General features: G+C 73.6%; 25 protein-coding genes, 1 tRNA gene and 1 pseudogene. 17 read left to right on the top strand and 10 right to left on the bottom strand.

Features of this window, described 5'->3' with window-relative positions:
* The first annotated feature begins 36 nt into the window (after positions 1 to 36).
* From AB0B02_RS01235 to AB0B02_RS01215, 5 genes are all read left to right on the top strand, one after another.
* Complete coding sequence (locus AB0B02_RS01235) at positions 37 to 885, top strand: SigE family RNA polymerase sigma factor (protein WP_357292800.1); 849 nt, start codon at positions 37 to 39, stop codon at positions 883 to 885.
* A 56-nt stretch (positions 886 to 941) separates the two neighbouring features.
* Complete coding sequence (locus tag AB0B02_RS01230) at positions 942 to 2,162, top strand: hypothetical protein (RefSeq protein ID WP_357292793.1); 1,221 nt, start codon at positions 942 to 944, stop codon at positions 2,160 to 2,162.
* A gap of 10 nt (positions 2,163 to 2,172) precedes the next feature.
* Positions 2,173 to 3,039, top strand: a complete 867-nt coding sequence (locus AB0B02_RS01225; protein ID WP_357292790.1) for a PHP domain-containing protein — start codon at positions 2,173 to 2,175, stop codon at positions 3,037 to 3,039.
* 31 nt (positions 3,040 to 3,070) lie between these two features.
* Complete coding sequence (locus tag AB0B02_RS01220) at positions 3,071 to 3,685, top strand: MarC family protein (protein ID WP_281943080.1); 615 nt, start codon at positions 3,071 to 3,073, stop codon at positions 3,683 to 3,685.
* Between the two features lie 150 nt (positions 3,686 to 3,835).
* Entirely contained in the window at positions 3,836 to 4,681 is an 846-nt protein-coding gene (locus tag AB0B02_RS01215; RefSeq protein WP_281943798.1) for a PD-(D/E)XK nuclease family protein, read from the top strand.
* Between the two features lie 72 nt (positions 4,682 to 4,753).
* On the opposite strand, the gene AB0B02_RS01210 is transcribed toward AB0B02_RS01215, so the two are convergent.
* Positions 4,754 to 5,605, bottom strand: a complete 852-nt coding sequence (locus tag AB0B02_RS01210) for an oxygenase MpaB family protein (RefSeq protein WP_357292781.1) — start codon at positions 5,603 to 5,605, stop codon at positions 4,754 to 4,756.
* Between the two features lie 45 nt (positions 5,606 to 5,650).
* On the bottom strand, positions 5,651 to 6,079 hold the full coding sequence (locus tag AB0B02_RS01205) for a Fur family transcriptional regulator (RefSeq protein WP_281943076.1): 429 nt from the start codon (positions 6,077 to 6,079) through the stop codon (positions 5,651 to 5,653).
* 166 nt (positions 6,080 to 6,245) lie between these two features.
* Here AB0B02_RS01205 and AB0B02_RS01200 point away from each other — a divergent pair, with 166 nt between their 5' ends.
* Positions 6,246 to 6,728 carry a DUF2231 domain-containing protein gene (locus tag AB0B02_RS01200; RefSeq protein ID WP_281943074.1) on the top strand — a complete coding sequence of 161 codons (483 nt, stop codon included), beginning with the start codon at positions 6,246 to 6,248 and terminating at the stop codon, positions 6,726 to 6,728.
* 146 nt (positions 6,729 to 6,874) lie between these two features.
* Here AB0B02_RS01200 and AB0B02_RS01195 read toward each other — a convergent pair whose 3' ends face one another.
* Complete coding sequence (locus AB0B02_RS01195) at positions 6,875 to 7,039, bottom strand: hypothetical protein (RefSeq protein WP_357292766.1); 165 nt, start codon at positions 7,037 to 7,039, stop codon at positions 6,875 to 6,877.
* Positions 7,040 to 8,059: 1,020 nt separating this feature from the next.
* Between AB0B02_RS01195 and AB0B02_RS01190 the strand changes: the two genes are divergently transcribed.
* A complete protein-coding gene (locus AB0B02_RS01190; protein ID WP_281943797.1) occupies positions 8,060 to 8,242 on the top strand; it encodes a hypothetical protein in 183 nt (60 codons plus the stop codon).
* Positions 8,243 to 8,306: 64 nt separating this feature from the next.
* Here AB0B02_RS01190 and AB0B02_RS01185 read toward each other — a convergent pair whose 3' ends face one another.
* The gene (locus AB0B02_RS01185) at positions 8,307 to 8,864 is read right to left on the bottom strand and encodes a flagellar biosynthesis protein FlgA (RefSeq protein WP_357292762.1); all 558 of its coding nucleotides are present in this window, start codon (positions 8,862 to 8,864) and stop codon (positions 8,307 to 8,309) included.
* Between the two features lie 104 nt (positions 8,865 to 8,968).
* On the opposite strand from AB0B02_RS01185, the gene AB0B02_RS01180 reads away from it, so the two are divergent.
* Positions 8,969 to 9,298 (top strand): hypothetical protein, encoded by a 330-nt coding sequence (locus AB0B02_RS01180; protein ID WP_357295864.1) that lies wholly within the window; start codon positions 8,969 to 8,971, stop codon positions 9,296 to 9,298.
* Positions 9,299 to 9,312: 14 nt separating this feature from the next.
* Here AB0B02_RS01180 and AB0B02_RS01175 read toward each other — a convergent pair.
* Together AB0B02_RS01175 and AB0B02_RS01170 are read right to left on the bottom strand one after the other, a co-directional pair.
* Positions 9,313 to 9,453 (bottom strand): annotated as a pseudogene (locus AB0B02_RS01175) (FmdB family zinc ribbon protein); the annotation flags it as partial.
* Positions 9,454 to 9,517: 64 nt separating this feature from the next.
* Positions 9,518 to 10,165: a 5-formyltetrahydrofolate cyclo-ligase gene (locus tag AB0B02_RS01170; RefSeq protein ID WP_281943068.1), complete on the bottom strand. Its 648-nt coding sequence runs from the start codon at positions 10,163 to 10,165 to the stop codon at positions 9,518 to 9,520.
* A gap of 86 nt (positions 10,166 to 10,251) precedes the next feature.
* On the opposite strand from AB0B02_RS01170, the gene AB0B02_RS01165 reads away from it, so the two are divergent.
* The 7 genes from AB0B02_RS01165 (at position 10,252) to AB0B02_RS01135 (ending at position 17,544) form a co-directional block, all read left to right on the top strand.
* The gene (locus AB0B02_RS01165) at positions 10,252 to 12,438 is read left to right on the top strand and encodes a diguanylate cyclase (RefSeq protein WP_357292749.1); all 2,187 of its coding nucleotides are present in this window, start codon (positions 10,252 to 10,254) and stop codon (positions 12,436 to 12,438) included.
* 9 nt (positions 12,439 to 12,447) lie between these two features.
* Positions 12,448 to 13,437: a UTP--glucose-1-phosphate uridylyltransferase gene (locus AB0B02_RS01160; protein ID WP_357292739.1), complete on the top strand. Its 990-nt coding sequence runs from the start codon at positions 12,448 to 12,450 to the stop codon at positions 13,435 to 13,437.
* Positions 13,434 to 14,747, top strand: coding sequence for a gephyrin-like molybdotransferase Glp (gene glp, locus AB0B02_RS01155; RefSeq protein WP_107157119.1), 1,314 nt, complete (start codon positions 13,434 to 13,436; stop codon positions 14,745 to 14,747). The genes AB0B02_RS01160 and glp overlap by 4 nt, the downstream gene beginning before the upstream one ends.
* Positions 14,744 to 15,385 carry a GNAT family protein gene (locus AB0B02_RS01150; protein ID WP_357292727.1) on the top strand — a complete coding sequence of 214 codons (642 nt, stop codon included), beginning with the start codon at positions 14,744 to 14,746 and terminating at the stop codon, positions 15,383 to 15,385. Before glp ends, AB0B02_RS01150 begins: the two co-directional genes overlap by 4 nt.
* Positions 15,386 to 15,563: 178 nt before the next feature.
* Entirely contained in the window at positions 15,564 to 16,346 is a 783-nt protein-coding gene (locus AB0B02_RS01145) for a hypothetical protein (protein ID WP_357292720.1), read from the top strand.
* Between the two features lie 237 nt (positions 16,347 to 16,583).
* Positions 16,584 to 16,657, top strand: a tRNA-Ala gene (locus AB0B02_RS01140).
* A gap of 392 nt (positions 16,658 to 17,049) precedes the next feature.
* The gene (locus AB0B02_RS01135; protein WP_281943059.1) at positions 17,050 to 17,544 is read left to right on the top strand and encodes a DUF4231 domain-containing protein; all 495 of its coding nucleotides are present in this window, start codon (positions 17,050 to 17,052) and stop codon (positions 17,542 to 17,544) included.
* Here the strand turns inward: AB0B02_RS01135 and AB0B02_RS01130 are convergent.
* The 4 genes from AB0B02_RS01130 to AB0B02_RS01115 form a co-directional block, all read right to left on the bottom strand.
* Positions 17,533 to 17,898 (bottom strand): hypothetical protein, encoded by a 366-nt coding sequence (locus tag AB0B02_RS01130; RefSeq protein ID WP_281943057.1) that lies wholly within the window; start codon positions 17,896 to 17,898, stop codon positions 17,533 to 17,535. The two genes, AB0B02_RS01135 and AB0B02_RS01130, sit on opposite strands and share 12 nt — an antisense overlap.
* Positions 17,880 to 18,455: a hypothetical protein gene (locus AB0B02_RS01125; protein ID WP_357292702.1), complete on the bottom strand. Its 576-nt coding sequence runs from the start codon at positions 18,453 to 18,455 to the stop codon at positions 17,880 to 17,882. Before AB0B02_RS01125 ends, AB0B02_RS01130 begins: the two co-directional genes overlap by 19 nt.
* A 107-nt stretch (positions 18,456 to 18,562) precedes the next feature.
* On the bottom strand, positions 18,563 to 19,165 hold the full coding sequence (locus tag AB0B02_RS01120; protein ID WP_281943053.1) for an HD domain-containing protein: 603 nt from the start codon (positions 19,163 to 19,165) through the stop codon (positions 18,563 to 18,565).
* On the bottom strand, positions 19,162 to 20,292 hold the full coding sequence (locus AB0B02_RS01115) for a helix-turn-helix transcriptional regulator (RefSeq protein ID WP_357292689.1): 1,131 nt from the start codon (positions 20,290 to 20,292) through the stop codon (positions 19,162 to 19,164). Before AB0B02_RS01115 ends, AB0B02_RS01120 begins: the two co-directional genes overlap by 4 nt.
* Positions 20,293 to 20,480: 188 nt before the next feature.
* On the opposite strand from AB0B02_RS01115, the gene AB0B02_RS01110 reads away from it, so the two are divergent.
* Both AB0B02_RS01110 and AB0B02_RS01105 read left to right on the top strand, forming a co-directional pair.
* Positions 20,481 to 20,645, top strand: coding sequence for a hypothetical protein (locus AB0B02_RS01110; RefSeq protein WP_281943049.1), 165 nt, complete (start codon positions 20,481 to 20,483; stop codon positions 20,643 to 20,645).
* The gene (locus AB0B02_RS01105; RefSeq protein ID WP_281943047.1) at positions 20,632 to 21,834 is read left to right on the top strand and encodes a helix-turn-helix domain-containing protein; all 1,203 of its coding nucleotides are present in this window, start codon (positions 20,632 to 20,634) and stop codon (positions 21,832 to 21,834) included. Before AB0B02_RS01110 ends, AB0B02_RS01105 begins: the two co-directional genes overlap by 14 nt.
* The last annotated feature ends 77 nt before the right edge of the window (positions 21,835 to 21,911 follow it).

The following is a 21,911-nucleotide window of genomic DNA, read 5'->3' as shown; positions in this document are numbered from 1 at the left end:
GAGCCTGCCAGGCAGGACGGGGGCGCGGAGGTGGGCGTGGCGAGCAGGGATCCGCTGGAGGAGGAGTTCCGCGAGTTCGTCGCGGCCCGGTCCGGCGCCCTGCTGCGTACCGCCTATCTGCTGGCCGGTGACTGGGCGACCGCCGAGGACCTGCTCCAGACCGCGCTGACCAAGACCTACCTGGCCTGGAAGCGGCTCGGCGGGATCGACGCCATCGAGCCGTACGCCCGCCGGGTCCTGGTCAACACGTCGACCAGTTGGTGGCGTCGCCGCTGGCACGGGGAACGGCCGACGGAGGTGCTGCCCGAGCGAGCCGGCGTCGACGAGATCGAACACCAGCTCGACCGGGACGCGCTCTGGCGGCACCTCCAGGCGTTGCCCGCCCGCCAGCGGGCCGTGCTGGTGCTCCGATTCTACGAGGACATGTCGGAGGCGCAGACGGCCGCCCTGCTGGAGATCTCCCCGGGCACGGTCAAGAGTCAGACCTCCCGGGCGTTGAACACGCTACGCCGCCGCCTCGGCTCGGAGGCAGCCCTGGGCCTGCCGGGCGAGCCGGCCCCCGCACCCGGCCCGGCCGCCACCCCACCCCGCGTCCTGCCGGCCCCGGCCGGTCCGCGGGTCGGGCGCGCGCCGGCGGCCCGGCAGCCCGTCGTGCCGCCGACATCCCGCCTCCCGGCCGGGTCGGCCCGGCCGCCGGCCGCCCCCCGACCCGCCCGCCGTCCGGCCGGGTCCACGCCGTCATCCGTCGAGACGTCGACGCCGCGACTTCCGGCCGGGTCCACGCGGCAGCCCGCCGTCCCGCCGCCCGCCCCGACCACGCCGCCGGCGGCGACCGCGCCGGCCCCGGTCCGGCCCGCCGCCCCGATCCCGGCGAAGACCCGATGAGCGGCGTCCGGCCCTCCGGTGACAACCGAACCAGCAGCCCGGAGCGTCCACTCCCCGTGGGGGAGGCCGAGCTGGAACGGGCGCTGCGGGAGACGTTCTCCCGCCGGGTCGACACGCCCGCGCCGCGCCGCGCCGACCCGGCGGGGGAGGTGCTGCGCCGGGCCCGCCGCACCGGACGCCGCCGGACGCTCACCGGCCTCGCCCTGGCCGGCGTCGCGACGGTGCTGGTCACCACCGGCATGGCGCAGCTCAGCGGGCCGGACGGGCGCGGCGGTACGCCGACCGTGGTGCTCGGCGACCCGCCCGGGCTCTCCCTCTCCCCGCTGCCCAGCGAGCCGACGCCGGTGTACCGGCCGGGGCCGGTCCGCGCCGAACTCGACCTGCTCGTCGGTGACCAGCTCGACACCAGCGGCGGCCAGCGCCGGGAGCTGACCGGCGTGGACGGCGTCGAACGGGCGCAGCGGATCCACGACGGGGAGGGCTGGCTGCTCACCTCGGCCGCCACCGCTGCCGGCCGTACCCTCTGGTGGGTGTCGGCCGACGGGGGCACGCCGCAGGTGATGCTCGCCGCCGCGGACGCGGTCGCGGTCTCCGCGGACGGCCGGCAGGTGGCCTGGCGGGACGGCCCGGACGTGGTCGCCGCCAGCGTGGTCGCCGGCCAGCTCATCGCACCCACCCGGGTGAGCGCGCCGACCGGCGTCGTGCCGGTCGGCTTCACCGGCGACAACGTGCTGATCGCCCAGCCCGGCCAGGGTGGCATGAGCGTCTGGCGGCGGGCGATGGGCGGCGCGCCGGGCACCGTGAACCCGAACGTCCGCGTCGTCTACGGCACCCGTCCGGACGGCCGGCTCGTCGCCCTGGTCACCACCGGGCCGACGCGGCGGCCCTGCGTGGCACTGCTCGACCCGGCGCGCGGTCTCACCCCGACCCGGACCGGCTGCGTCGCCGAGCTGGCCGCCGACGGGCTCGGCGCCGTCTCGCCGGACGGGCGGTGGCTGCTGGTGAACGGCACCGGGCGTACCGCCCTGCTGATCGACCTGGCCGACCCGGCCGCCGCGCCGGCGACCCATCCGGCCGGCCCGAAGCTGGTCGGCCTGGTGGCCTGGACCCGGGCCGGTGTCGCGTTGCACGTGGACGCCGCCGGCGGGCTGGTCCGGGTCCGGCCGGAACGGGTGCTGGCCGGCGAACGCCCGACCCCGTCCACGATCGACGGGATGGCGCCCGGGCAACGGCCGGTGGTGGTGGCCGACACCCCCGCGCTGCCCGACGGGGCGTAGCGTCGGGCCGGTGAGCGTTCCCGCCCGCATCGACCTGCACACCCACTCCACCGCCAGCGACGGCACGCTCGGCCCGGCCGAACTGGTCCGGGCCGCCGCCGACGCCGGGCTCGACGTGGTGGCCCTGACCGACCACGACACCACGGCCGGCTGGGCGGCGGCCGTCGCCGCCCTGCCGCCCGGTCTCACCCTGGTCCGCGGCGCGGAACTCTCCTGCCGCTGGTCCGGCACCGAGCCGGCGCTCCCGCTGCACCTGCTCGCGTACCTCTTCGACCCGGCCGAACCGGAGCTGGCCGCCGAACTGGCCCGGGTCCGGCGGGCCCGCGAGGAACGCGGCGAGCGGATCGTCCGGCTGCTCCAGGCCGACGGCATCCCGGTGAGCTGGTCGGAGATCCTGGCCGGGGCGGCCGGCGGAACGGTCGGTCGGCCGCACATCGCACAGGCGCTGATCCGGGCCGGCCTGGTCGCCACCACCACCGAGGCGTTCGGCAGGGACTGGCTGGGGGAGCGGTACCGGTTGCCCAAGGACGACATCGACGTGTTCCGGGCGGTCGCGCTGGTCCGGGCCGCCGGCGGGGTGCCCGTCTTCGCCCACCCGAGGGCCAGCCGGCGCGGCCGGATCGTGCCCGACGAGCTGATCGCGGCGTTGGCGGCGGCCGGACTGGCCGGCCTGGAGGCCGACCACGAGGACCACAGCCCGGCCGAACGGGAGCACGTCCGCCGGCTCGCCGCCGAGCTGGGGCTGCTGGTCACCGGCGCGTCGGACTTCCACGGCACGCACAAGACGGTCCGGCTCGGCGCGTACACCACCGCCCCCGAGGCGTACGAGGGAATCGTCGCGCTGGCCCGGGGGGTGACCCCGGTCGCTTCAGGCTGAAGCGTTCCGGCGGCACGGCTACCGTGTCCGCGTGGATCTCAAGCTCTTCGGCGAGGTCTTCGTGACCCTGCTGGTGATCGTCGACCCGCCCGGAATGATGCCCATCTTCCTCGCGCTCACCGGGCCGCTGCCCGCCCGCGACCGGAACCGGGCCGCCTGGCAGGCCGTGGCGCTGGCGCTCGGGGTCATCGTGATCTTCGCGGTGGCGGGGCAGACGATCCTGGCCTACCTGCACGTCGACCTGCCCGCGTTGCAGGCCGCCGGTGGGCTGCTGCTGGTGCTCGTCGCGTTGGAGCTGCTGACCGGCAAGGCGGACGACCCGAGCCAGCAGGTCACCTCCAACATCGCGTTGGTGCCGCTGGGTACCCCGCTGCTGGCCGGGCCGGGCGCGATCGTGGCCACCATGCTGTTCGTGCAGCAGGCCGGCGGCGTCACCGACTACGTCGCCATCGCGCTGGCCATCGTCGCGGTGATGGTCGCGGTCTGGGTGGTGCTGCGCTTCTCCGGCGGGATCGTCAAGGTGCTCCGCCCGGGCGGCATCGAGGTGCTCACCCGGATCGCCGGCCTGCTGCTGGCCGCCATCGCGGTGCAGCTCATCGCGGACGCGATCGCCGCGTTCGTGACCGAATACGTCAACAACGCCTGAGCCTGTCGTCCGGTGTCGGACCCGGGTGGCAGGATCGCAGGCGTGCGACGACCCCCATCGACCGGCCGCCCCGCGTCGAGCAGCCGACCCACCGGTGGCCGGGCGCCCCGGCCCCGCGCCGAGCAGGCCGAGCAGCTCGGCTTCGACGGCATGCCGGAACGGCTCTTCGTCTGCACCCCCAGCAAGCTCGGCGCCTACGCCGACTGCCCCCGGCGCTACCGCTACGCGTACGTGGACCGGCCCGCCCCGCCGAAGGGGCCGCCGTGGGCGCACAACTCGCTCGGCGCCAGCGTCCACACCGCGCTCAAGAACTGGTATGCGTTGGCCCTCGACCGCCGCCGCCCCGAGGTGCTCGGCACGCTGCTCAAGGGCACCTGGGTGCGTGAGGGGTACCGCGACGACGAGCAGGAGCGCGACGCGTTCCGGCGTGCGCTGACCTGGTTGGAGTCCTACGTGGCGGGCCTCGACCCGGCCGACGAGCCGGTCGGGGTGGAGCGGGTGGTGGCGGTGAAGACAGCGGTGCTCGCCTTCAACGGCCGCACCGACCGGATCGACTCCCGCCCCGGCCCCGACGGGCGGCCCGAGCTGGTCATCGTCGACTACAAGACCGGCCGCACCGGGCTCGACGCCGACGACGCGCGCGGCTCGCAGGCGCTCGCGCTCTACGCGTACGCGGCCGAGCGGGTGTTCCGGCGGCCGTGCCGCCGGGTCGAGCTGCACCACCTGCCCACCGGCACGGTCGCCGCGCACGAGCACACGCCGGAGTCACTGCACCGGCAGCTCACCCGCGCGGAGGACACCGCCCGCGACATCATGGCCGCCGAGCGTGCGGTGGCCGACGGGGCCGACCCCGACGAGGCGTTCCCCACCGAGGCGGGGCCGCGCTGCGGCTGGTGCGACTACCGGCGCACCTGCCCCACCGGTGCGCAGGTCCCCGGCAAGGAGCCGTGGTCCGCCGTCGACCGTCCCGCGCAGCCCACCGCTGACGCCGGCTGAAACCGGCGCCCGCTGCCGCAGCCCTCATCGGCACCCGCGCTGTCGCCGCTGCCGGCCGCCGCAGCCGCCGGCTCAGGCCGCCGCGAGGCGGGCGGCGCGTTCCTTGGCGGCCTGCTGCAACGGCCCCTCCCGATAGCGCCGCGGCACCGCCGCCAGCGCCAGCCGCAACGCCCGCACCCCCACCTCCGCCGACAGCGCGGTGGTGGGCAGGCCCAGCCCGCCGTAGAGCCGAAGCGCCCAGGGCGGCAACAGACCCAGCGCGGTGCCGGCCACCCCGAGGTACGCCCAGCGCGGCGGGCCGAGACTGAGGCCGAGCCGCGCCGGCAGGTTGAGCTTCCAGGGGATCGGCGGGGCGGTCAGGAACAACGCGGTCTCGGCCGCCTCGCGGGTCATCCGCAGCTCCGGGCGTACGTCCCGGTAGTAGGCCTCGATCTCGGCGGCGGTGCCCGGCACCCCGGCCGGGTCCAGGCCGACCAGGGCCGCGGCCCGGCGCTGCTCGGTGTAGTAGCCGTCCACCTCGTCGTCGGTCAGCGCGAGCCCGGCCCGGCGGGCGGTGCTCACGAACGACTCGACCTCGGTGACGTGCACCCACCGCAGCAGGTCCGGCTCGTCGACGCGGAACTCCTCGCCGGTGACCGGGTCGGTGGCGCGCATCCGGGCGTGCAGCATCCGCAGCCGCCGGCCGGCCGCCTCCGCCTCGGCGGTGGTGCCGTAGATCGTCGTCGCCACGTAGGTCGAGGTCCGGACCAGCCGGCCCCACGCGTCGGCGCGGTAGTTGCTGTTCTGCGCGACGCCCGCCATCGCGCGTGGGTGCAACGCCTGCAGGTAGAGCGAGCGTAGGCCGGCGACGATCAGGATCGGTTCCTCGTGCACCTTCCACGTGACCGATCCCGGACCGAACAGGCCGAGGTCGTCGGTGTCCACCGATCAAGAGTGCCACGCCGGCCGGACCGGCCCGGTCGGGCCGGCTCAGTCGTCGGCGGAACGACGGGACTGGCAGGCCGGGCAGAGACCCCAGAACGTCACTTCCGCCTCGTCGAGCTGGAAGCCGTGTGCCTCGTTCGGGTCCAGGCAGGGGGCGCTGCCGACCGCGCAGTCGACATCGGCGATCACGCCGCAGCCACGGCACACCACGTGGTGGTGGTTGTCGCCCACGCGCGCCTCGTAGCGGGCGGGACTGCCGGCCGGTTCGATCCGCCGGGACAGGCCGGCGCGGGAGAGCGCGCCCAGCACGTCGTAGACCGCCTGGGTGGAGACCGAGTCGAGCCGTTCGCGGACCCGCCGGGTGATCTCGTCGACCTCCAGGTGACCGCCGTCGGCGAGCACGGCGAGCACGGCCAGCCGCGGCCGGGTGACCCGCAGCCCTCGCGACCGGAGCAGTTCCTCACCCGTGGCCATGCGCTCATGACAGCACGGAGCCGGCCGGGCCGACAAGTGAGCGTTCCGCCACGCCGGTGCCGGCCGCCGCGTGAACCGGCGCGGCGACCGGTGCGTGTGAGCAGGTGTGCGGCGGCGCCCCGTCGTAGGCTGACCGCGCGAATCCGTCCACTCGCCGGAGGTGTCGGTGTTCAGGGAAATCAACGGCCTGCCGGGCCACGTTCTGGTCATCCACGCGGTGGTGGTGCTGGTGCCGCTGCTGGCCGTGCTCACCGTCGCGTACGGCGTACTGCCCCGCTGGCGGCCCCGACTGGACTGGGCGGTGGCGGCGCTGGCCGTGGTCACCCCGATCGTGGCCTGGGTGGCGACCGAGTCGGGCGAGGAGTTGGAGGAGGCGCTGCGGTCGCGGGGCTACCCGCCCGAGGGCCTTCAGAAGATCCACGAACATGCCGAGTACGGCGAGACGCTGCTCTGGTTCACGCTCGGCCTGGCCGTGGCGGCGCTCCTGCTGCTGCTGTCCACCGCGGGCTTCGCCCGGACCCGGAACCTGCCCCGCTGGCTGCCGCTGGCGCTTACTGCCGTGGCCGCCGTGCTCGCCGTGTTCGCGCTGGTCTACGTCTACCTGACCGGTGACAGCGGCGCCAAGATGGTGTGGGACGGCATCGTCTGATGGCTACGAGCTGCATGTCTCCGCCAGTTACCGTGCGTGACTTCCGGCGAGGGAGCTATCTATTGTGAGGCACTTCAGTGTCGCCGGCCCCGACACGCCGGAACACGGCGGCCGGCGCTTCAGCGGTGCGCGACCTCGCACCGACGCTAGAACAACAACCGCGAGCAGAGCAGGCACATCAGCAGCACCAGCACCACGCCGACGACCGCGCCGATGCCGTAGGTGAGCTGTTGGGCACGCTGTTCCGAGCGGTCCATGGCGGCCATGTCCTGCGGTGGGAGCTGCCGGGGCGGTGGCGTCCGCACGTGCACCGGCGGTCGCCAGCCGGGGGGCGGCGGCGTGCTCGGCGGCGGCCCGGCGTACCCGGCCGCTGCCGGCCCGCCGGCGTTGGGCGGTCCGCCCGCATACCCGCCGGTTGCCGGCCCGCCCGTATACCCGCCGGTTGCCGGATCGACTGCGGTCCCGGGCGGGCCGGGCCACTCGCCGCCGGTCGCGGTCCAGCCGCCGGTCGGTGCGGCCGGGTCCGGCCTGGCCCAGGGACTCTCCGCCGCACCCGCACGCGACCACGGGCTGGCGGCCTCCTCGACCACGCCGGCCCCACCGGCTGGGGGCCCGGTCCCGTGCGTCCCGGCGGTGTGCGGTCCGCTCCCGTGCGTCCCGGCGGTGTGCGGTCCGCTCCCGTGCGTCCCGGAGGTGTGCGGTTCGGCGGTATGCGGTCCGGTGCGTGGCTCGGCCCTGCCGGGCTCGGTGGTGGAGCGCCCGATCGGGTCCGTCCCGGTGGTGGAGTGCTCGATCGGGTCCGTCCCGGTGGCAGACCAGGTTGCCGTGCCGCCCGCGGTCGTGGGCTGTTCCGTCGATCCAGTGTCCGGCCCGTCGTCGGTGCGGGTTGTCGGGCGACCGGTGGCATCGGTGCCGGGTGGAAGGTCCGCGTCCGTTCTCCCGGGGCGATCGGCATCGGCCGGGTCGGCGTCGACGGTGGGATCTGTCTCCGAGGGCGTTTCGGGGCTCACCCCGGCTGGCGGATGGTCAGCGGGCTGGTCGTCGGGCGGTGTCCCGTCCGGGGCGGCCGGCTGCTCGGGGCGTCGCCAGGTCTCGTCGTCGGTGCTGCCACCACTCGGCGTCGTCACGCCGACCGACGCTACCAACGCCACGGCCGACCGGCCGCCCGACGCGGCGAAGCCCGACCTACCCACGCCACACCCCACACGCCCCGTCCAGCCCGCTGATTCACGGAAAGCGTGGCTATCGGGCGCGTAATGACCCCTCTTTCCGTGAATTTGCGAGCGGGGTGACCGAGGGGCGTGACGGCCCGCCCGGCGGCGGTATCGTTGCTGCTCGTGACCGAACCCGGCATCCGTGTCCCGCGCGGCGACGACGACCGCGTGGTCGACCTCAGCGACGATCTCGTGGTGCTGCCCGAGCAGACCACCGACGACACCGACCACGGTTGGGGCGAGCGGCCCGGCGGCGATGACGACTGGCTGCTCGCTGAGCGTCCTCCGCACTGGGGCTGACCACGCCGGACCGGCACCGGCCGATCTCCCGCCGGGCGACACGGGCTGGTCCGGGCGGCGGTGGTCAGTTGCGGACCACCACGGCGAAGCGGCTGCCCTCGGGCAGCCCGACCGCGCGCCGGGCCTGCTCGGGCGGCAGAGCCAGGTAGAGCGCGGACGAGCCGTCGACCGCCCCGCCGGCCCCCACCACGTCGAGCACCAGCGCGCGCGGGGCGAGCAGCATGGGGTCCGGAGAGCCGCCGGCGGGCACCACCAGCAGGTCGACCCGGGCGCCCGGACGCAGCACCGCGAGCGCGGCCGGTTCGGCCAGCCGGATCGGCACGCCCACCGACCCGTCGGGCAGCGGCTGAGGGCCGGCGGACGGTGCGTCGGCGGACGCCGTGACGCCGGTGCCCGCGGACGATCCGGACGGAGCCGATCCGGACGGAGCCGATCCGGACGGAGCCGACCCGGACGGCGGTGAGCCGGACGGCGGTGGCCCGGGCGGACAGCCGGCCGGCGTCCGGAGCACTGCTGCGGCCAGCCCCAGCAGCACCGCGACCAGCGTCACCCGCACCAGCGTGCGGCGTCGGGGCAGCCCGCGCCAACGCACCGGCCGTAACGTCGTCTCCCGACCCGTCACCGCTGCCTCCCGCCCGCCGGCCGACCGTTCCGTCAGCAGGCTAGGCGCGCCCGGTACCGCCCCGTCGCCCCGTCGCCCGCGCCTGTGGACAACCCGGTCGCCCTGTGGACAACCGGCGACGGCGGGCACGGAAGTGGCCGCCCCCGGGCGAGGACGGCCACTTCGGGTCAGCGCGTGATCAGGAGGAGCTGGAGGCCGCCGGCGCCTTGCTGGCCGACGAGCCGGAGCCCGAGCCGGACGAGCCCGACCCGGAAGAGCCCGACCCGGAGCCGGACGAGCCGGAGCCCGACCCAGAGGACGAGCCCGACGACGACGAACCGGACGAGGACGAGTCGGACGAGGACGAGTCGGACGAGGACGAGTCGGACTTCCCCGGCTTGCTCGCGGGGCTCGACGCGCTGTCGGAACCGGACGAACGGGAATCCGTCCGGTAGAAGCCGGAGCCCTTGAACACGATGCCGACCGAGTTGAAGAGCTTGCGCAGCCGCCCCTCACACGCCGGGCACTCGGTCAGCGGCTCGTCCGAGAAGGACTGCACCGCCTCGAGCTGGTGGCCGCACGCGGTGCAGGCGTACTGGTACGTGGGCACGTTCTCCTCCGGATCTCTGGCAGGGCCGGTCTGGCACTCGTGGTCTTCGAGTGCCAATGGTGCGTCATCGCACCCGGATTCGTCCAGCGGAAGCGCCCGGTCCCACACCCGGCACCGCCACCAGCCCGTCCCCGGGTGTGATCACGCAGTGCACCGGCCGGTCGTGCGGATCGGCGGGCACGGCCGTGACCAGCTCGCCGTCGTGCAGCAGCGCCACCGTCGGCACGGTGGCGGGCACCCGGGCCAGCGCGCGGTCGTACGAGCCGCCGCCCCGGCCCAGCCGGACGCCCCGGCGGTCCACCGCCAACGCGGGCACCACCACCAGGTCCGCGCCGGCCACGGCGGTCCGGCCCCACGGTGGCCCGGTCGGCTCACGCAGCCCTCGGCCGGCGGCGCGCAGTGACTCCCGCCCGGTGTAGGCGGCCCAGTCCAGGTCCAGGTCGTCCCGGAGCACCGGCAGCAGCAGCTCCGCCCCGGGCGGCAGCGCGGCCCGCAGCACCTCCGGCAGATCGTCCCCGCCGGGCTCGGAGGCGACCGGCACGTACGCGGTCATCCGGGCCGGGCGCAGCCGGCGTACCAGGGCGGTCAGCTCGGCCTGGACGGACGCCGCCGCCTCGGCGCGACGCGGCGCGGACAGCGACCGGCGGGCGGCGAGCAGCGCGACGCGCAGTTCCCGCTTCGCCTCGTGCACCTCATCCGAAAAATCCGGCACGCAACACTCCTGACGCAACGCTTGCCTACCGGTCGCTCTGTGTCAGCATCGCACCAAGGGGCGCGGAACTTCCGGGGGGAAGGCTTTTGACGCTACGCGGGCGGTTGACGGTGGCCTTCCTCGTGGTGGTCCTCGGCCCCGTCCTGCTCGGCGCGTTCTTCGTCGGCGCCACCCTCAGCGCGGTCGACCGCAGCCGCGCCACCGAGCGGCTGGGCCTGGCCGCGGCCGGTGTGCGTACCTCGGTCGACGCGCTCTGCCAGCAACTGCGCGCGGCGGCCGACGCGGTCGCGCTGGTGGCCGACCCGGTCGCCCGGTCGCGCGCCGCCGACCAGGTGGTCGGCCGAGGGCTGGCCACCGCCGTCGTGATCGCCGACGCCGCCGGCCGGACCACCTACGCCACCGCCGGTGGGCCGGCCGGTCCCTGGCAGGACTGCGCCGGCGCGCCTACCGGCCGGGTGGGGGCGCTCGCCGTCCAGGTCCGGCTCCGCGACCCGACCGGCGCCGACCTGGGCGCGGTCGCCGCCGCGCAGCCCGTCGACCCGGCCTTCGTGGCGCGGCTCGCGGCCGTGACCGGCGTCGACGTCACCCTCCTCGACGGCCCCGGGCGGATCACCCACACGACCGAGGATCCGGGGGTACGCGCAGCGGTGCTGGCCGCCGCCGGCCAGGCGGTCGGGGACCGGGTGGCCGGGACCGGCGACGGGCGGTACGTGCGTCGGGTCGGGCCGTCCCCGGAGCAGCCGCTGCCGTTGGTGCTCTCGGTGCCGGCCCGGCGTCCACCCGTCCTGTTCGGCGCGCTGGCCGCGGCGGTGGCGTTGGCCGCGCTGCTGGCCGTGCTGGCCGCCTGGCGACTGGCCCGGGTGACGACCCGGCCCCTGGTCGAGCTGGCCGGCGCGGTGGACCGGGTGGCGCACGGCGACCTGACCGCGCGGGTGCCGGTCCGCAGCCGCGACGAGATCGGGCGGCTGGCCGCCGCGTTCAACCGGATGATGCGCGAGACCGGCAGCTACGTGGCGGCGCTGACCAGCAGCCGGGACCAGCTCCGCAACCACCTCGTCGTGCTCGGCGACACGCTGGCCAGCACGCACGACCTGCAACGCATCCTGCGGGTGATCCTGGACAGCGCGATCGCCGGGACCGGCGCGCGGGCCGGCGCGGTGCTGCTGCTCGACGGCCACGGCGTGCTGGTCGGCCAGTGCGTCGAAGGGCTGGCCGGGCGCTGGCCGACCGACGACCCGGCGGACCCGGCGACGCTGCGGGTGCCGGTCGGCACCGGCGTGGTCGGCGCGGTGGCCGCCACCGGCGAGCCGGTGCGGGGCCGCTGGACCGCGCCGGACCCGCCGACCGGGGAGCCGACCTGCGAGACGTACGTGGCGGTGCCGTTCGCCGCCCCCGACCCGCGCGGCCCGGAGCGTCCCGGGCACCCGCCGGTGGACGGCGACCCGGCCGCGCCGCCCAGCGCCGCGCTCGGCGTGCTGGCCCTCTACGACCGGCTCGGTGGCCACGAGTTCGACGACGACGACCTGGCCACGCTGCGCACCTTCGCCGGCCACGCGGCGGTGGCGGTGGAGAACGTCCGGGTGCACGAGGAGGCGCAGCGGCTCTCGCTCACCGATCCGCTGACCGGGCTGTGGAACTACCGCTACCTGCGTGAGTCGATCCGGCGGGAGGTGGAACGGGCGAACCGGTTCGGCCGGATGCTCAGCGTGCTCGCGCTCGACCTGGACCGCTTCAAGCACGTCAACGACACCTGGGGGCACGCCGCCGGGGACGCCGTGCTGGTCGAGTTCGCCCGCCGGGTACGCGGCGTGATCCGCGAGGTGGACCTGGCGTTCCGGCACGGCGGCGAGGAGTTCGTGGTGCTGCTGCCGGAGACCGACGCCCGGGGTGCCACGATCGTCGCCGAGCGGCTCGGGGCGGTGGTGCGGGACCAGCCGGTGTCGGTCGACGGTCACGGCGACGAGCCGTTGCGGGTGCCGGTGACGGTCTCCATCGGCATCGCCGTCTACCCGGACCACGCCGCCGGCGGACAGCAGGTGCTCGACGCGGCCGACGACGCGCTGTACGCGGCCAAGGCGGCCGGGCGGGACGGCTACCGGATGGCCCCCGTAGCCGTCGGAGATCCGGCTCTCACCCAGGAGATTCCGGTGGTGGCCGCCACCGTCAGCCCGCCCGACGGGCTGCCCCGGGCCGGCGCGGCGGACCCGGCGGGCGCCGCGCAGGGCGGCGCGTCTTCCGGTCCTCACCCGCCGCGGCAGAGCCGTGGCCGATAGTCTCGCGGCATGTCGGAGCACTCAGCGAACCCCTCAGCGACCCCCGGTCGCTCCCGTGCGGTCAAGGCCGTCATCCCGGCCGCCGGCCTGGCCACCCGGTTCCTGCCGGCCACCAAGGCGGTCCCGAAGGAGCTGTTGCCGGTCGTCGACCGGCCGGTTCTCCAGTACATCGTCGAGGAGGCCACCCAGGCCGGCATCACCGACGTGCTGCTGATCACCGGGCGGGGCAAGACCTCGATGGTCGACCACTTCGACCGGCGACCCGACCTGGAGGAGCGGCTCGCCAAGAAGCCGGAGCTGCTGGCTGCCGTCAAGCGCACCGAGGAACTGGCCGCCGTCTACACGGTCCGCCAGCCGGAGCAGCTCGGCCTGGGCCACGCCGTCGGGTTCGCCGAGTCGCACGTCGGCGACGACGCCTTCGCGGTGCTGCTCGGCGACGAGTTCGTCAAGCCCTCCGAGCCGTTGCTGCCGGCCATGCTGGAACTCCAGGCCCGCACCGGCGGCGTGGTGCTCGCGTTCTTCGAGGTCGACCCGGCCGAGACCAGCCGCTACGGCATCGCCTCGGTCGAGCCGGCCGAATCGGAGTACGCCGACATCGCCGAGGTCGTCAGGGTCACCGGCATGGTGGAGAAGCCCAGCCCGGAGGACGCGCCCAGCAACCTGGCCGTCCTCGGCCGGTACGTGCTGCCGGGGCGGATCTTCGACGCGATCCGGCGTACGAAGCCGGGCAGCGGCGGCGAGATCCAGCTCACCGACGCGATGGAGCTGCTGCGCACCGAGGGGGTGCCGGTGCACGCCATCGTCTACCGGGGCACCCGCTACGACACCGGCATGCCGCTCGGCTACCTCCAGACCGTGGTGCAGATCGCCGCCGAGCGGGAGGACATCGGCACCGAGTTCCGCAAGTGGCTCGCGGAGTTCGTCAACAACGGCGACGAGACCGTCACCGACGCGGTCCTGGGCGGGCTGCGCAACGCGTCCGGCGGTGCCGATACATGACCGCGACGGCCGACGCCGAGGCGGCCGCGAACGAGTTGACGCCGCTCGCCGACTACCTGGGCAGCGTGCTGCGCAGGTTACGCGCGCTGCCTCCGCTCGACCTCGACCTGACCCAGGCGTACGGCAACGTGCTCGCCGAGGACGTGGTCGCCCCGCACTCGTTCCCCGCCTTCGACCAGGCGGCGGTGGACGGGTACGCCGCGCGCTGGGAGGACATCTCCGGAGGGAGCCGGGGGCCGGGCTACGTCCCGGCCCCCTCCGGTATCCGCGGCGGGCGCAGCATCCGGCTCAACGTGGTCGGTGACCTGGGCGCGGCGAGCTGGCGGCCGGTCCGGCTCACCCCCGGCGCCTGCTTCTCGGTGGCGGCCGGCGCGCCGCTGCCGGTGGGCGCCGACGTGGTGGTGCCGGTGGAGTGGACCGACCAGGGCATGGCCGCCGTGGAGATCTTCCGCGCGCCCAAACGCGGGTACGGCCTGCGCCGCGCCGGTGAGGAACTCGTCGCCGGCACGCTGCTCGCCCGCGCCGGCGCGTACGTCTCACCGGCCCTGGTCGCGGTGTTCGCCGCCACCGGCATCGGGCACGTGGTGGTGCGCCCCAGCCCCCGGGTGGTCATCGTGGCCACCGGCGACGAACTCGTCGACGTGGGACGGGGCAGCCAGCCCGGTCAGGTGGTGGACACCAACTCGCACGCGTTGACCGCGGCGGCGGCCGAGGCGGGCGGGCTCGCGTACCGGGTCGGGATCTGCGACGACGACCCGGAGGCGCTGCGCGGCCTGCTGGAGGACCAGACGCTGCGGGCCGACCTGATCATCACCACCGGCGGCACCGGCACCGGGCCGGGCGACATGGTCCGCCGCATCCTGTCCCGCCGCGACGGCGGCCGGGCCGGGCCGGTGGCCTTCACAGAGGTGGCCCTCTATCCCGGCACGGCGCTCGGGTTCGGTACGGTCGGCGCCGAGGAGGTGCCGGTGGTGTGTCTTCCCGGTGAGCCCGGCGCGGCGCTGATCGGTTTCGAGGTGCTGGCCCGCCCGGCCATCCAACTGCTGGCCGGCGCCGAGCCGGTGTTCCGGCCCAGCGTGCGCGCGCACCTGCTGGAGACCGTCTCGTCGCCGGGCGGGCTGCGCGAGTTCCGCCCCGCGCACGTGGCCGAGCGGCGCGGTGGCGGCTACACCGTGCAGCCGCTGGCCGGTGGGCCGTACACGCTCTCCGGCCTGGCCGAGGCGAACGGCCTGCTGGTGCTCGGCGAGCGGGTCACCACCGCCGCCGCCGGCTCCACCGTGGACGTGCTGCTGCTGGACCGGCGCCGGTGAGGTTCCGGCGGGCGCCGGGGTGGCCGGCGGTGCTGGTGGACGGTCCGGTGGTGCTGCGGCCGTACCGGCGTTCCGACGCGGCGACCTGGTCGGCGATCCGGCGCGCGAACCGGGAGTGGCTGGCCCCGTGGGAGTCGCACGTGCCGGGCGGCTGGGACGCGACGAACTCGCCGGCCGCGTTCCGTCTGGTCCATGCCGACCAGCGGAGGTCGGCGCGGACCGGGGACGGCATGCCGTTCGCGGTCTGCCTGCGCGAGGACGGGCAGGAGCGGCTGGTCGGCCACCTCAACGTGGGCAGCATCGTGCGGCGGGCGTTCTGCTCCGGGTACGTGGGCTACTGGGTGGACTCGCGGGTGGCCGGGCGAGGTGTGATCCCGACCGCTGTCGCGCTCGCCGTGGACCACGCGTTCGGCCCCGGTGGCCTGCACCGGATCGAGGTGAACATCCGGCCGGAGAACGTCCCGTCCCGGCGGGTGGTGGAGAAGCTCGGCTTCCGCGAGGAGGCCTACCACGTGCGGTACATGCACATCGACGGCGCCTGGCGGGACCACATCGGATACGCGATGACCGGCGAGGAAGTGGCCGCCGAGGGCGGTCTGCTGGCGCGGTGGCACCGCGTACGTGACAGCCGGCGCTGAGCCGTTCCGGCCGTGACGCCCGGCGCGGCGCACGGTGAAGCGGGTCGGCGGCCCGTAACCTCAAGTAACTGCAAGCTGTGGCAAGCGCTGCTGGTCCGCACGATGTGCGCCGTTAACGAGAGTCGACGGAAGAAGTTGCGGCCGTGTGGCGCTCGCCCCGAACTTGGTGACGGGAGGGGTGAGGGTGCCGACGTCGGTGCTCCTCGCCGTCCTCGCCGCCGCCGGTCTGCTCGCCCTCGCTCCGGCGCTGGTCCGCCGGTACGACGCCACCGAGCGGCTGGTGGCGGAGCGGGCGCAGTCGACGGCGCGGGTGCTTCAGCGCCAGCGTCGTCGACGCACCGTGCCCGGACGCCAGCCGGTACACCCGCCCCGCACCCTCGTCGTCACCTTGAGTGAGGACTCCGACACGGGTAGTCTGGCTCGTCCGGTCTCCGCGCCCCCCGTCCGGCGGCGCTCCGGCCGGCTCCGGCCCGTCTCGGCGGCCCCCGCGCAGTCCCGCCGACGGCACCCGCCCCGCCGACGACACACCCCGGCCGTCTACCGCCGCCGCCGGGTGCTCGCCGCACTGCTGCTGCTCAACCTGGTCGAACTGGTCGGCGTGATGCTGGTCGGGCCCGGGTTCTGGATCAGTGTCTCGGTCACCGGCGCGCTGCTCGTCGCGTACGTCGTACACCTGCGGCAGCGGGCCCTCGCCGAACGCCGGCGGCGGCGCGCGGACGCCCGGGAAGCGGCCTGGCTGGCCGCCCGGCAGGCCGAGGTGCGCCGCGAACAGGCCCGGCGCGCGGCGGCCCGGCGGGAGGCGCAGCGCCGGCTGGCCGCCCAGCGGGAGGCGGTCCGGCGTACCGCGATGGGCCTGGACCGGCCGGCGGACCTGCCGCCGGCCGCGAGCGGCGGCTCGGTGTCCTACCGGCGGGCGGGCGGCCTGCGTGGTCGCCCGTACCAGTCCGGCCGGGGCGCCTGACCGCGCCTGTCCTCGGGCGCTCGCCCCGCAGGGCGCTGCGTCGATCTTGGAGTTGTGGTGCCAGGATTCGCCCCTTTGCGGGCTTATCGGAGGTGCCACAACTCCAAGATCGACGGGCCGGGTCGGGTGGGGCCTCGGGCCGGGCGGGGCGGTTCGCGTGGTGGGGCGTGACCTGTTAGCCTTGTGCCGGCCCGCCCGGTGCAAGCCGGGTGGGACCGACGCTGGTCCGCCAGCGGAGGGGCTGTGGCGCAGACTGGTAGCGCACCTCGTTCGCATCGAGGGGGTCAGGGGTTCAAATCCCCTCAGCTCCACCCAGTTCAAGGCCGTTTCCCGTTACGGGAGGCGGCCTTTGTCAATCTGGTACCGCAGTCAGGCTTGCGCTGGTCTGACCTCTGAGTGGCCACAGGTGGGCAACTCGGCACACGGACAGCATGGTGACCTGTCTGTGTTTGTGGAGTGTAGGCACGCGGGTGAGGCCGTGAAACCTGGCGCGCGCACCTGTCGCCTCGGGCACTTCAAACGCACGGCGCGTGTTATCAGCTTCCCGACAGGAGCGTTCCCTGCCTGTCCTCGCCCAGTGATTATGGGCAGCTTCGCTATTCGAATGTGAGGAAGTTCGATGCTGGGAGTGTCACGGGAAGCACTGCGACGCTCGTACGAGTGGTCACCTGAAATTTCGGAGGCTTTCCCAGCCTGCGCTCAGTTGGTTGACAAGGTTCTCACGCTGCACCGAAAGCGTTACCGGCGACTCGCGAGCCTACATGTCATCTGGTTCAAGGTGATTGGTGCGATCGAGATCGTTCTGAGTATCACGCTGCCGCTGCTATTCGTGGTTCCCATCATCCGTGACGAGCACATGAACTACGTCTTCTTGGCAGCGGTCAGCGTGGTCGTGGCCATAGCCGCCGGCCTCAGAAATTTCTACTCCTGGGACACGAACTGGCGGCTGTATCGATCCCAGGAGTTCATCTTGGCCGGCATGGTCGCGCAGTGGGAGGTGAGGATGTTGCAGATCATCGGCGGTGAAGCGACCGACGCTCAGGCTCTTGCACTCGATGAAACTGCGGCCATGCTAGCGAAGCTCACTGATCTTTTTGAGCATGAGAACAGCACCTTGTTCAATGCGGTGCTCCCGCCGGAAAGCATTAAGAGGAACGTGCGGATCGTTCAACCGTCAAGCCCGCCGTCAGCGCCATGACGCGAGTTCAGTAAGACGGAAACGGTCATGCCCGTCGGTGGAATGAACGACAACTTCCGCCATGCTCCCGTCGTCGAATCGCAACGTGAAGACGGGGTCGAGGTCGCACAGAAGGTCGAGGTATTCCCGCTCGTCATCAGTGGTGTCGACCAGGCAACCGTCGGCCGCCCAACCCGCTTCGGTCGTGGTGATCACGACGACTGCCTCGAAACAACCGAGCATCGTGGTGGCATTCGCCCACCAATCCAACCAGCACCGACTCTCGATGAACTCCACGCCACCGGTGGCCATGGCCGGCATCGGTTGTCGAAGCTCGGGCAATCGTCCCTCGCCGCTCATATGTAGTGCCGCCACAGGGGCGCCGTCACCTCATGCGTCCGGAACTCCTGGTCGATGTAGTGGGCGAGGTCGTGGCCGTAGACGATGGTGTCCGTGAGCCGGTGGATGGACAGCACCGGATGGCCGGAGGAGCCACGACCCGCCGGCAGATAGCGATGGGCGTAAACGGGAATCATCCGGGGAATCCGGGAGAGGTGCCGCCTCGCTTTGGCCTCGCGCGCGACGAGGTCGTGTGGGCGCCTTCCCCATCCGGGTGGCCACTCGCCCTTGAGGATCTCGTCGAGGGCGGTGGTGAGCGGCCAGTCGAGCTGCTCCTTGAAGGCATCGGAGCTGGGCTGACGCCAGTTCGGCCAGCCCCAACCCTCGCTGTCGGGATCGTCGACGCAGCCGGCCGTCCGGACCGGCAATCCGACACTGAGGAATGCGCGATGGTCCTCGGCGAACTCGAAGCCGAACTTCCTCTCGATGCAGTCGAACTCGGCATCGGTAAGCCCTGGCTGGATGTCCACCACATTCAGCCCGGCCAGCCGACGAGCGGCCTCGACGCCCAACGCGGCACCGGCATCCGTCACCAGGGGAGCGTAGCGGGTAGGTCAGGTGCTGAGGGATGTGCGGCGGCAGGTGTCCGGAGGCACCGAGCATGCGGTGGAAGTGCCGGTGAGGCGTCGTCGCGGTCGGTTCAAAGGCTGGTTCCCCCGTCGGAGACGGGCCTCTCCGACGGTGGTGTGAGCCAGGCGAGGGGTTGGCCGGCCAGTGCGGCGTCGGCGAGTTGCTTTGCGGAGGCGGTGGTGAGCGCGGCGCGGCTACTGTCGATCCACCGTTGGACGTTGTCGACGCCCTGGTGGCGGTATTCGACGGCTTGGACGAGGCATTCGAGTTTGTCGGCGTCCCGGGCGACAGCGGCTTCGAGGGTTTCGCCGGCTTCGTACTCGGCTACGGCCGCAGTGATGGCGTCGGTGACGCCGGGTGGGCAGCCGGCCACCTGGTCGGCGGTGACCGCGGTGTTGGGGACGGCGCTGAGGTAACGCCTGGCGATGTGTGGGATATCCGTGATGCGCGTTTCCTGGGTGTCGTGCAGGACGCAGAGCATCGTGGTCCGGGCGGGATCGGCGCCCTCCATGGCGGCGAGGATCATGCCGATCAGGGCGGTGCGGTGGGAGTGTTCGGCGATCGACTCGGGGTGCTTTACCCCGGCGAACCACCAGCCGGTACGCGCGGCGCGTTTCAGGACGCCGGCCTCGAAGATGAACCTCATCGCTGCGGCGTACTGGTCCTCGCTCATCTGTCCGTCCCTGTGCCGGTGATGCCCTCTGTACGCAGGCTGTAGACGACAGAGGTTAGTTCCTTGCGGGACTGCGCGGAGATCTGGTCACTGTCGAGGACGGCGCCGGCACGGTTGGCGAGCGCTTGTCCGGTGGCAGGGTGGTCGTAGACGAGCCCGCGTCGGGCAGTGAGCAGAGCCCATAGGTTGTGGATGTTGAGGTCGATGAACGGGTGGTCGGCGTCGAGGCGCTCGACGAGGTGCCGCAGGAGACGGGTGCCGCGCCAATCGTCGATGGTGGCGGGCATGAAGTTGTCGTTGGGCTGGCGGTAGGGGATTTCGCCGACCCAGTACGCGGAGTAGTTGAGGGCCGCGCGCTGGCAGGCGTCATCGGGATGCGCGCGGGCGATGAAGTCTCGTAGTGGCTCGACATCTCCCTGGTTGGCCATGGAGGTGACGATGGACCGGGCATCCGGCCACAGCGGTGACCAGGTGTGGAAAGCGCGGGTCCCCGGGGACTTGCGGGTGGTGCTCCGGTTGAGCCATGCGGCGGATGAGCCCGTGGGATCCATGCCGGCGAGGAAGCATGCCTGCCGGTGTAGCAGCACGTCGGGGAGGCGCTGGGCTGAGGCGCGTTCGGCCAGGACGTGTAGGGCCACGAAGAAGACGCGCTGGTCCTCTGTCCGCAGAGTTGGACCGGTGGCGACTGGGCCGCGTCGACGGTGGGACGACGGCAGGCTTCTGACGAAGGAGGGTGTCTGACCGAGGACGGCCCAGAGGATCAGGTCGGTCAGCCGATGGGTGAGCACCATGCAGCCGAGGGGTTGCTCGGCAAGGTCTGCCCGCTCGATCCTCGGATCGAGCAGGGCGGCGAGAACGGCGTCGGCCTCGACGGCGTCTCCCACGGCGTCGAGCAGCACCGGATTCGCGCCGAGGCTACCGAGCCGCTGCCGGATTCTGGCGGCCTGGCCGAACGGGACGGCGAGGAACGGTCTCCGTCCTGACTCCCAACTCTGAACGGTCGCGCGGTCGACGCCAAGCTCCACGCCGAGCTGCTCCTGAGTCAGGGGGATGGACTCCCGAATCAGCTTCAACAGGTAGCCGGTTACGTCGCCACGAGCCGAGGTGGATCGTCCGAGTGATGCCATCGCCGTCCCTACGGTGACCGGCAGTCGACGTTTCCCCATCGTGGACAGCGATGCCGGCTGACTGCTGACCAGCTCATTCGTACTGCGGGTGAGTCCTACGCGCGTCGCCGCGATCGTAGCGTCACGGTTACTGAATGTGCCAGGCCTGATCCTGTACGTGCGGGCGGGCCCTGCCAGCGGAGGTACGGATGAGTGAGGACGCCCCAGCCGAGAGCCGAGGCGAGCGGATCGAAGCAGCGGAACGTGAGGCCGCGCGGCAACGGATCCTCGCGCAGGCGGAAGCGGATCGGATACCGGCCGAGGAGACCACCCGGGCCGTGCCGGATCGGCGGTGGCGCCGTGGACAGCAGTGAGCTGTTGCCGATCGGTCGTCGGGTGGCGTACTGGCGAGGACGACGGAAGCTGTCGCAGCAGGTGTTGGCGGATCGGCTGGGCAAGTCGAAGAGTTGGGTGGACAAGGTCGAGCGCGGCGTCCGGTCGCTGGACAAGGTGTCGACGCTCCAGGACATCGCCGCCGTGCTGCGGATCGACACGGCGGTGCTGCTCGGTCGGGACAGCCGGCCGGTCGAGGTGACCGAGCGCGCCGAGGGGGTCGAGCGGATCCGGGCGGCGCTGTCGACGTACGAGATCGCCTTGCAACGGCCGGCTTCCCGCCGCCCGGTGGTGCCGGCGGACCGGATGGCGCGGGAGGTCGCGCATGCCTGGACCACCTTCCAGCGCGCCCGCTACCCGCAGGTGGTCGACCTCCTGCCGCAGGTGGTGGCCGACGCGCAGCGCGCCCACGTCCACGATCCTGGCGGGGGCCGGGTGCCGCTGGTGGAGGCGTACCGCGTGACGGCGGCGGTGCTGGTGAAGCTCGGCGCTCCCGACCTGGCGTGGTTGGCCGTGGACCGGGCGATGAGCGCCGCCACCGGGGACCGGGTCCTGGTGGCGGCCACCGCCGTGCAGCTCGGTCAGGTGTTGCGCGCGTCGTCGCGGGCGCGGACGGCGAAGGCGGTGATGCTGGCTGCCGCGTACCGGATTGTTTCGCCGGTGGTCGAGTTCGGCGACGTGGCGGAGCTGTCGCTGTGCGGGACCCTGCTGGCGCAGGGTGCCCTGGCCGCTGCCCGCGACGGCGACGACCGCGCCGCCGTCGAACTGGTCGACGAGGCCGCGGAGATGGCGGCGCGGGTGGGAGACGGGCAAGACCACCACCGGACCGGGTTCGGGCCGACGGCGGTCGAGCTTGCCCGGATCGCGGTAGCGGCGGAACGCGGTGACGCGGCAGACGCCGTGGCCCGGCACGAGCGGGTGATCACGCGGGACGGGTGGCGGTGGCTGACCGCCGAGCATCGGGCCGCGTACCTGGTGGACGTCGCCCGTGCGTACCTGCAAGCGGGTGACCCGGTCGGCGCCGGCCGGCTCGTGGTGGAGGCCGACCGGCTCGCGCCGGCCGAGATCCGCCACCGGCCGGACGGCCGGGACGTCCTCGCCCGGGTCGCCCGTGATCCGCGCGCCCCGGCGATGCTCGTCCACCTCGCCGCGGCGCTCGGGGTGGGATGACCATGACCGCGCCGTTTCTGCCCCTGGCCCGGATCCGCAACCGGCTGATTGTCGCCACCCGGTGGATTCTCCGCGTT

It is taken from the genome of Micromonospora sp. NPDC049240, from assembly GCF_040647835.1.
Taxonomy (GTDB): Bacteria; Actinomycetota; Actinomycetes; order Mycobacteriales; family Micromonosporaceae; genus Micromonospora.
This window is presented reverse-complemented; position numbering and strand designations above follow the sequence as displayed.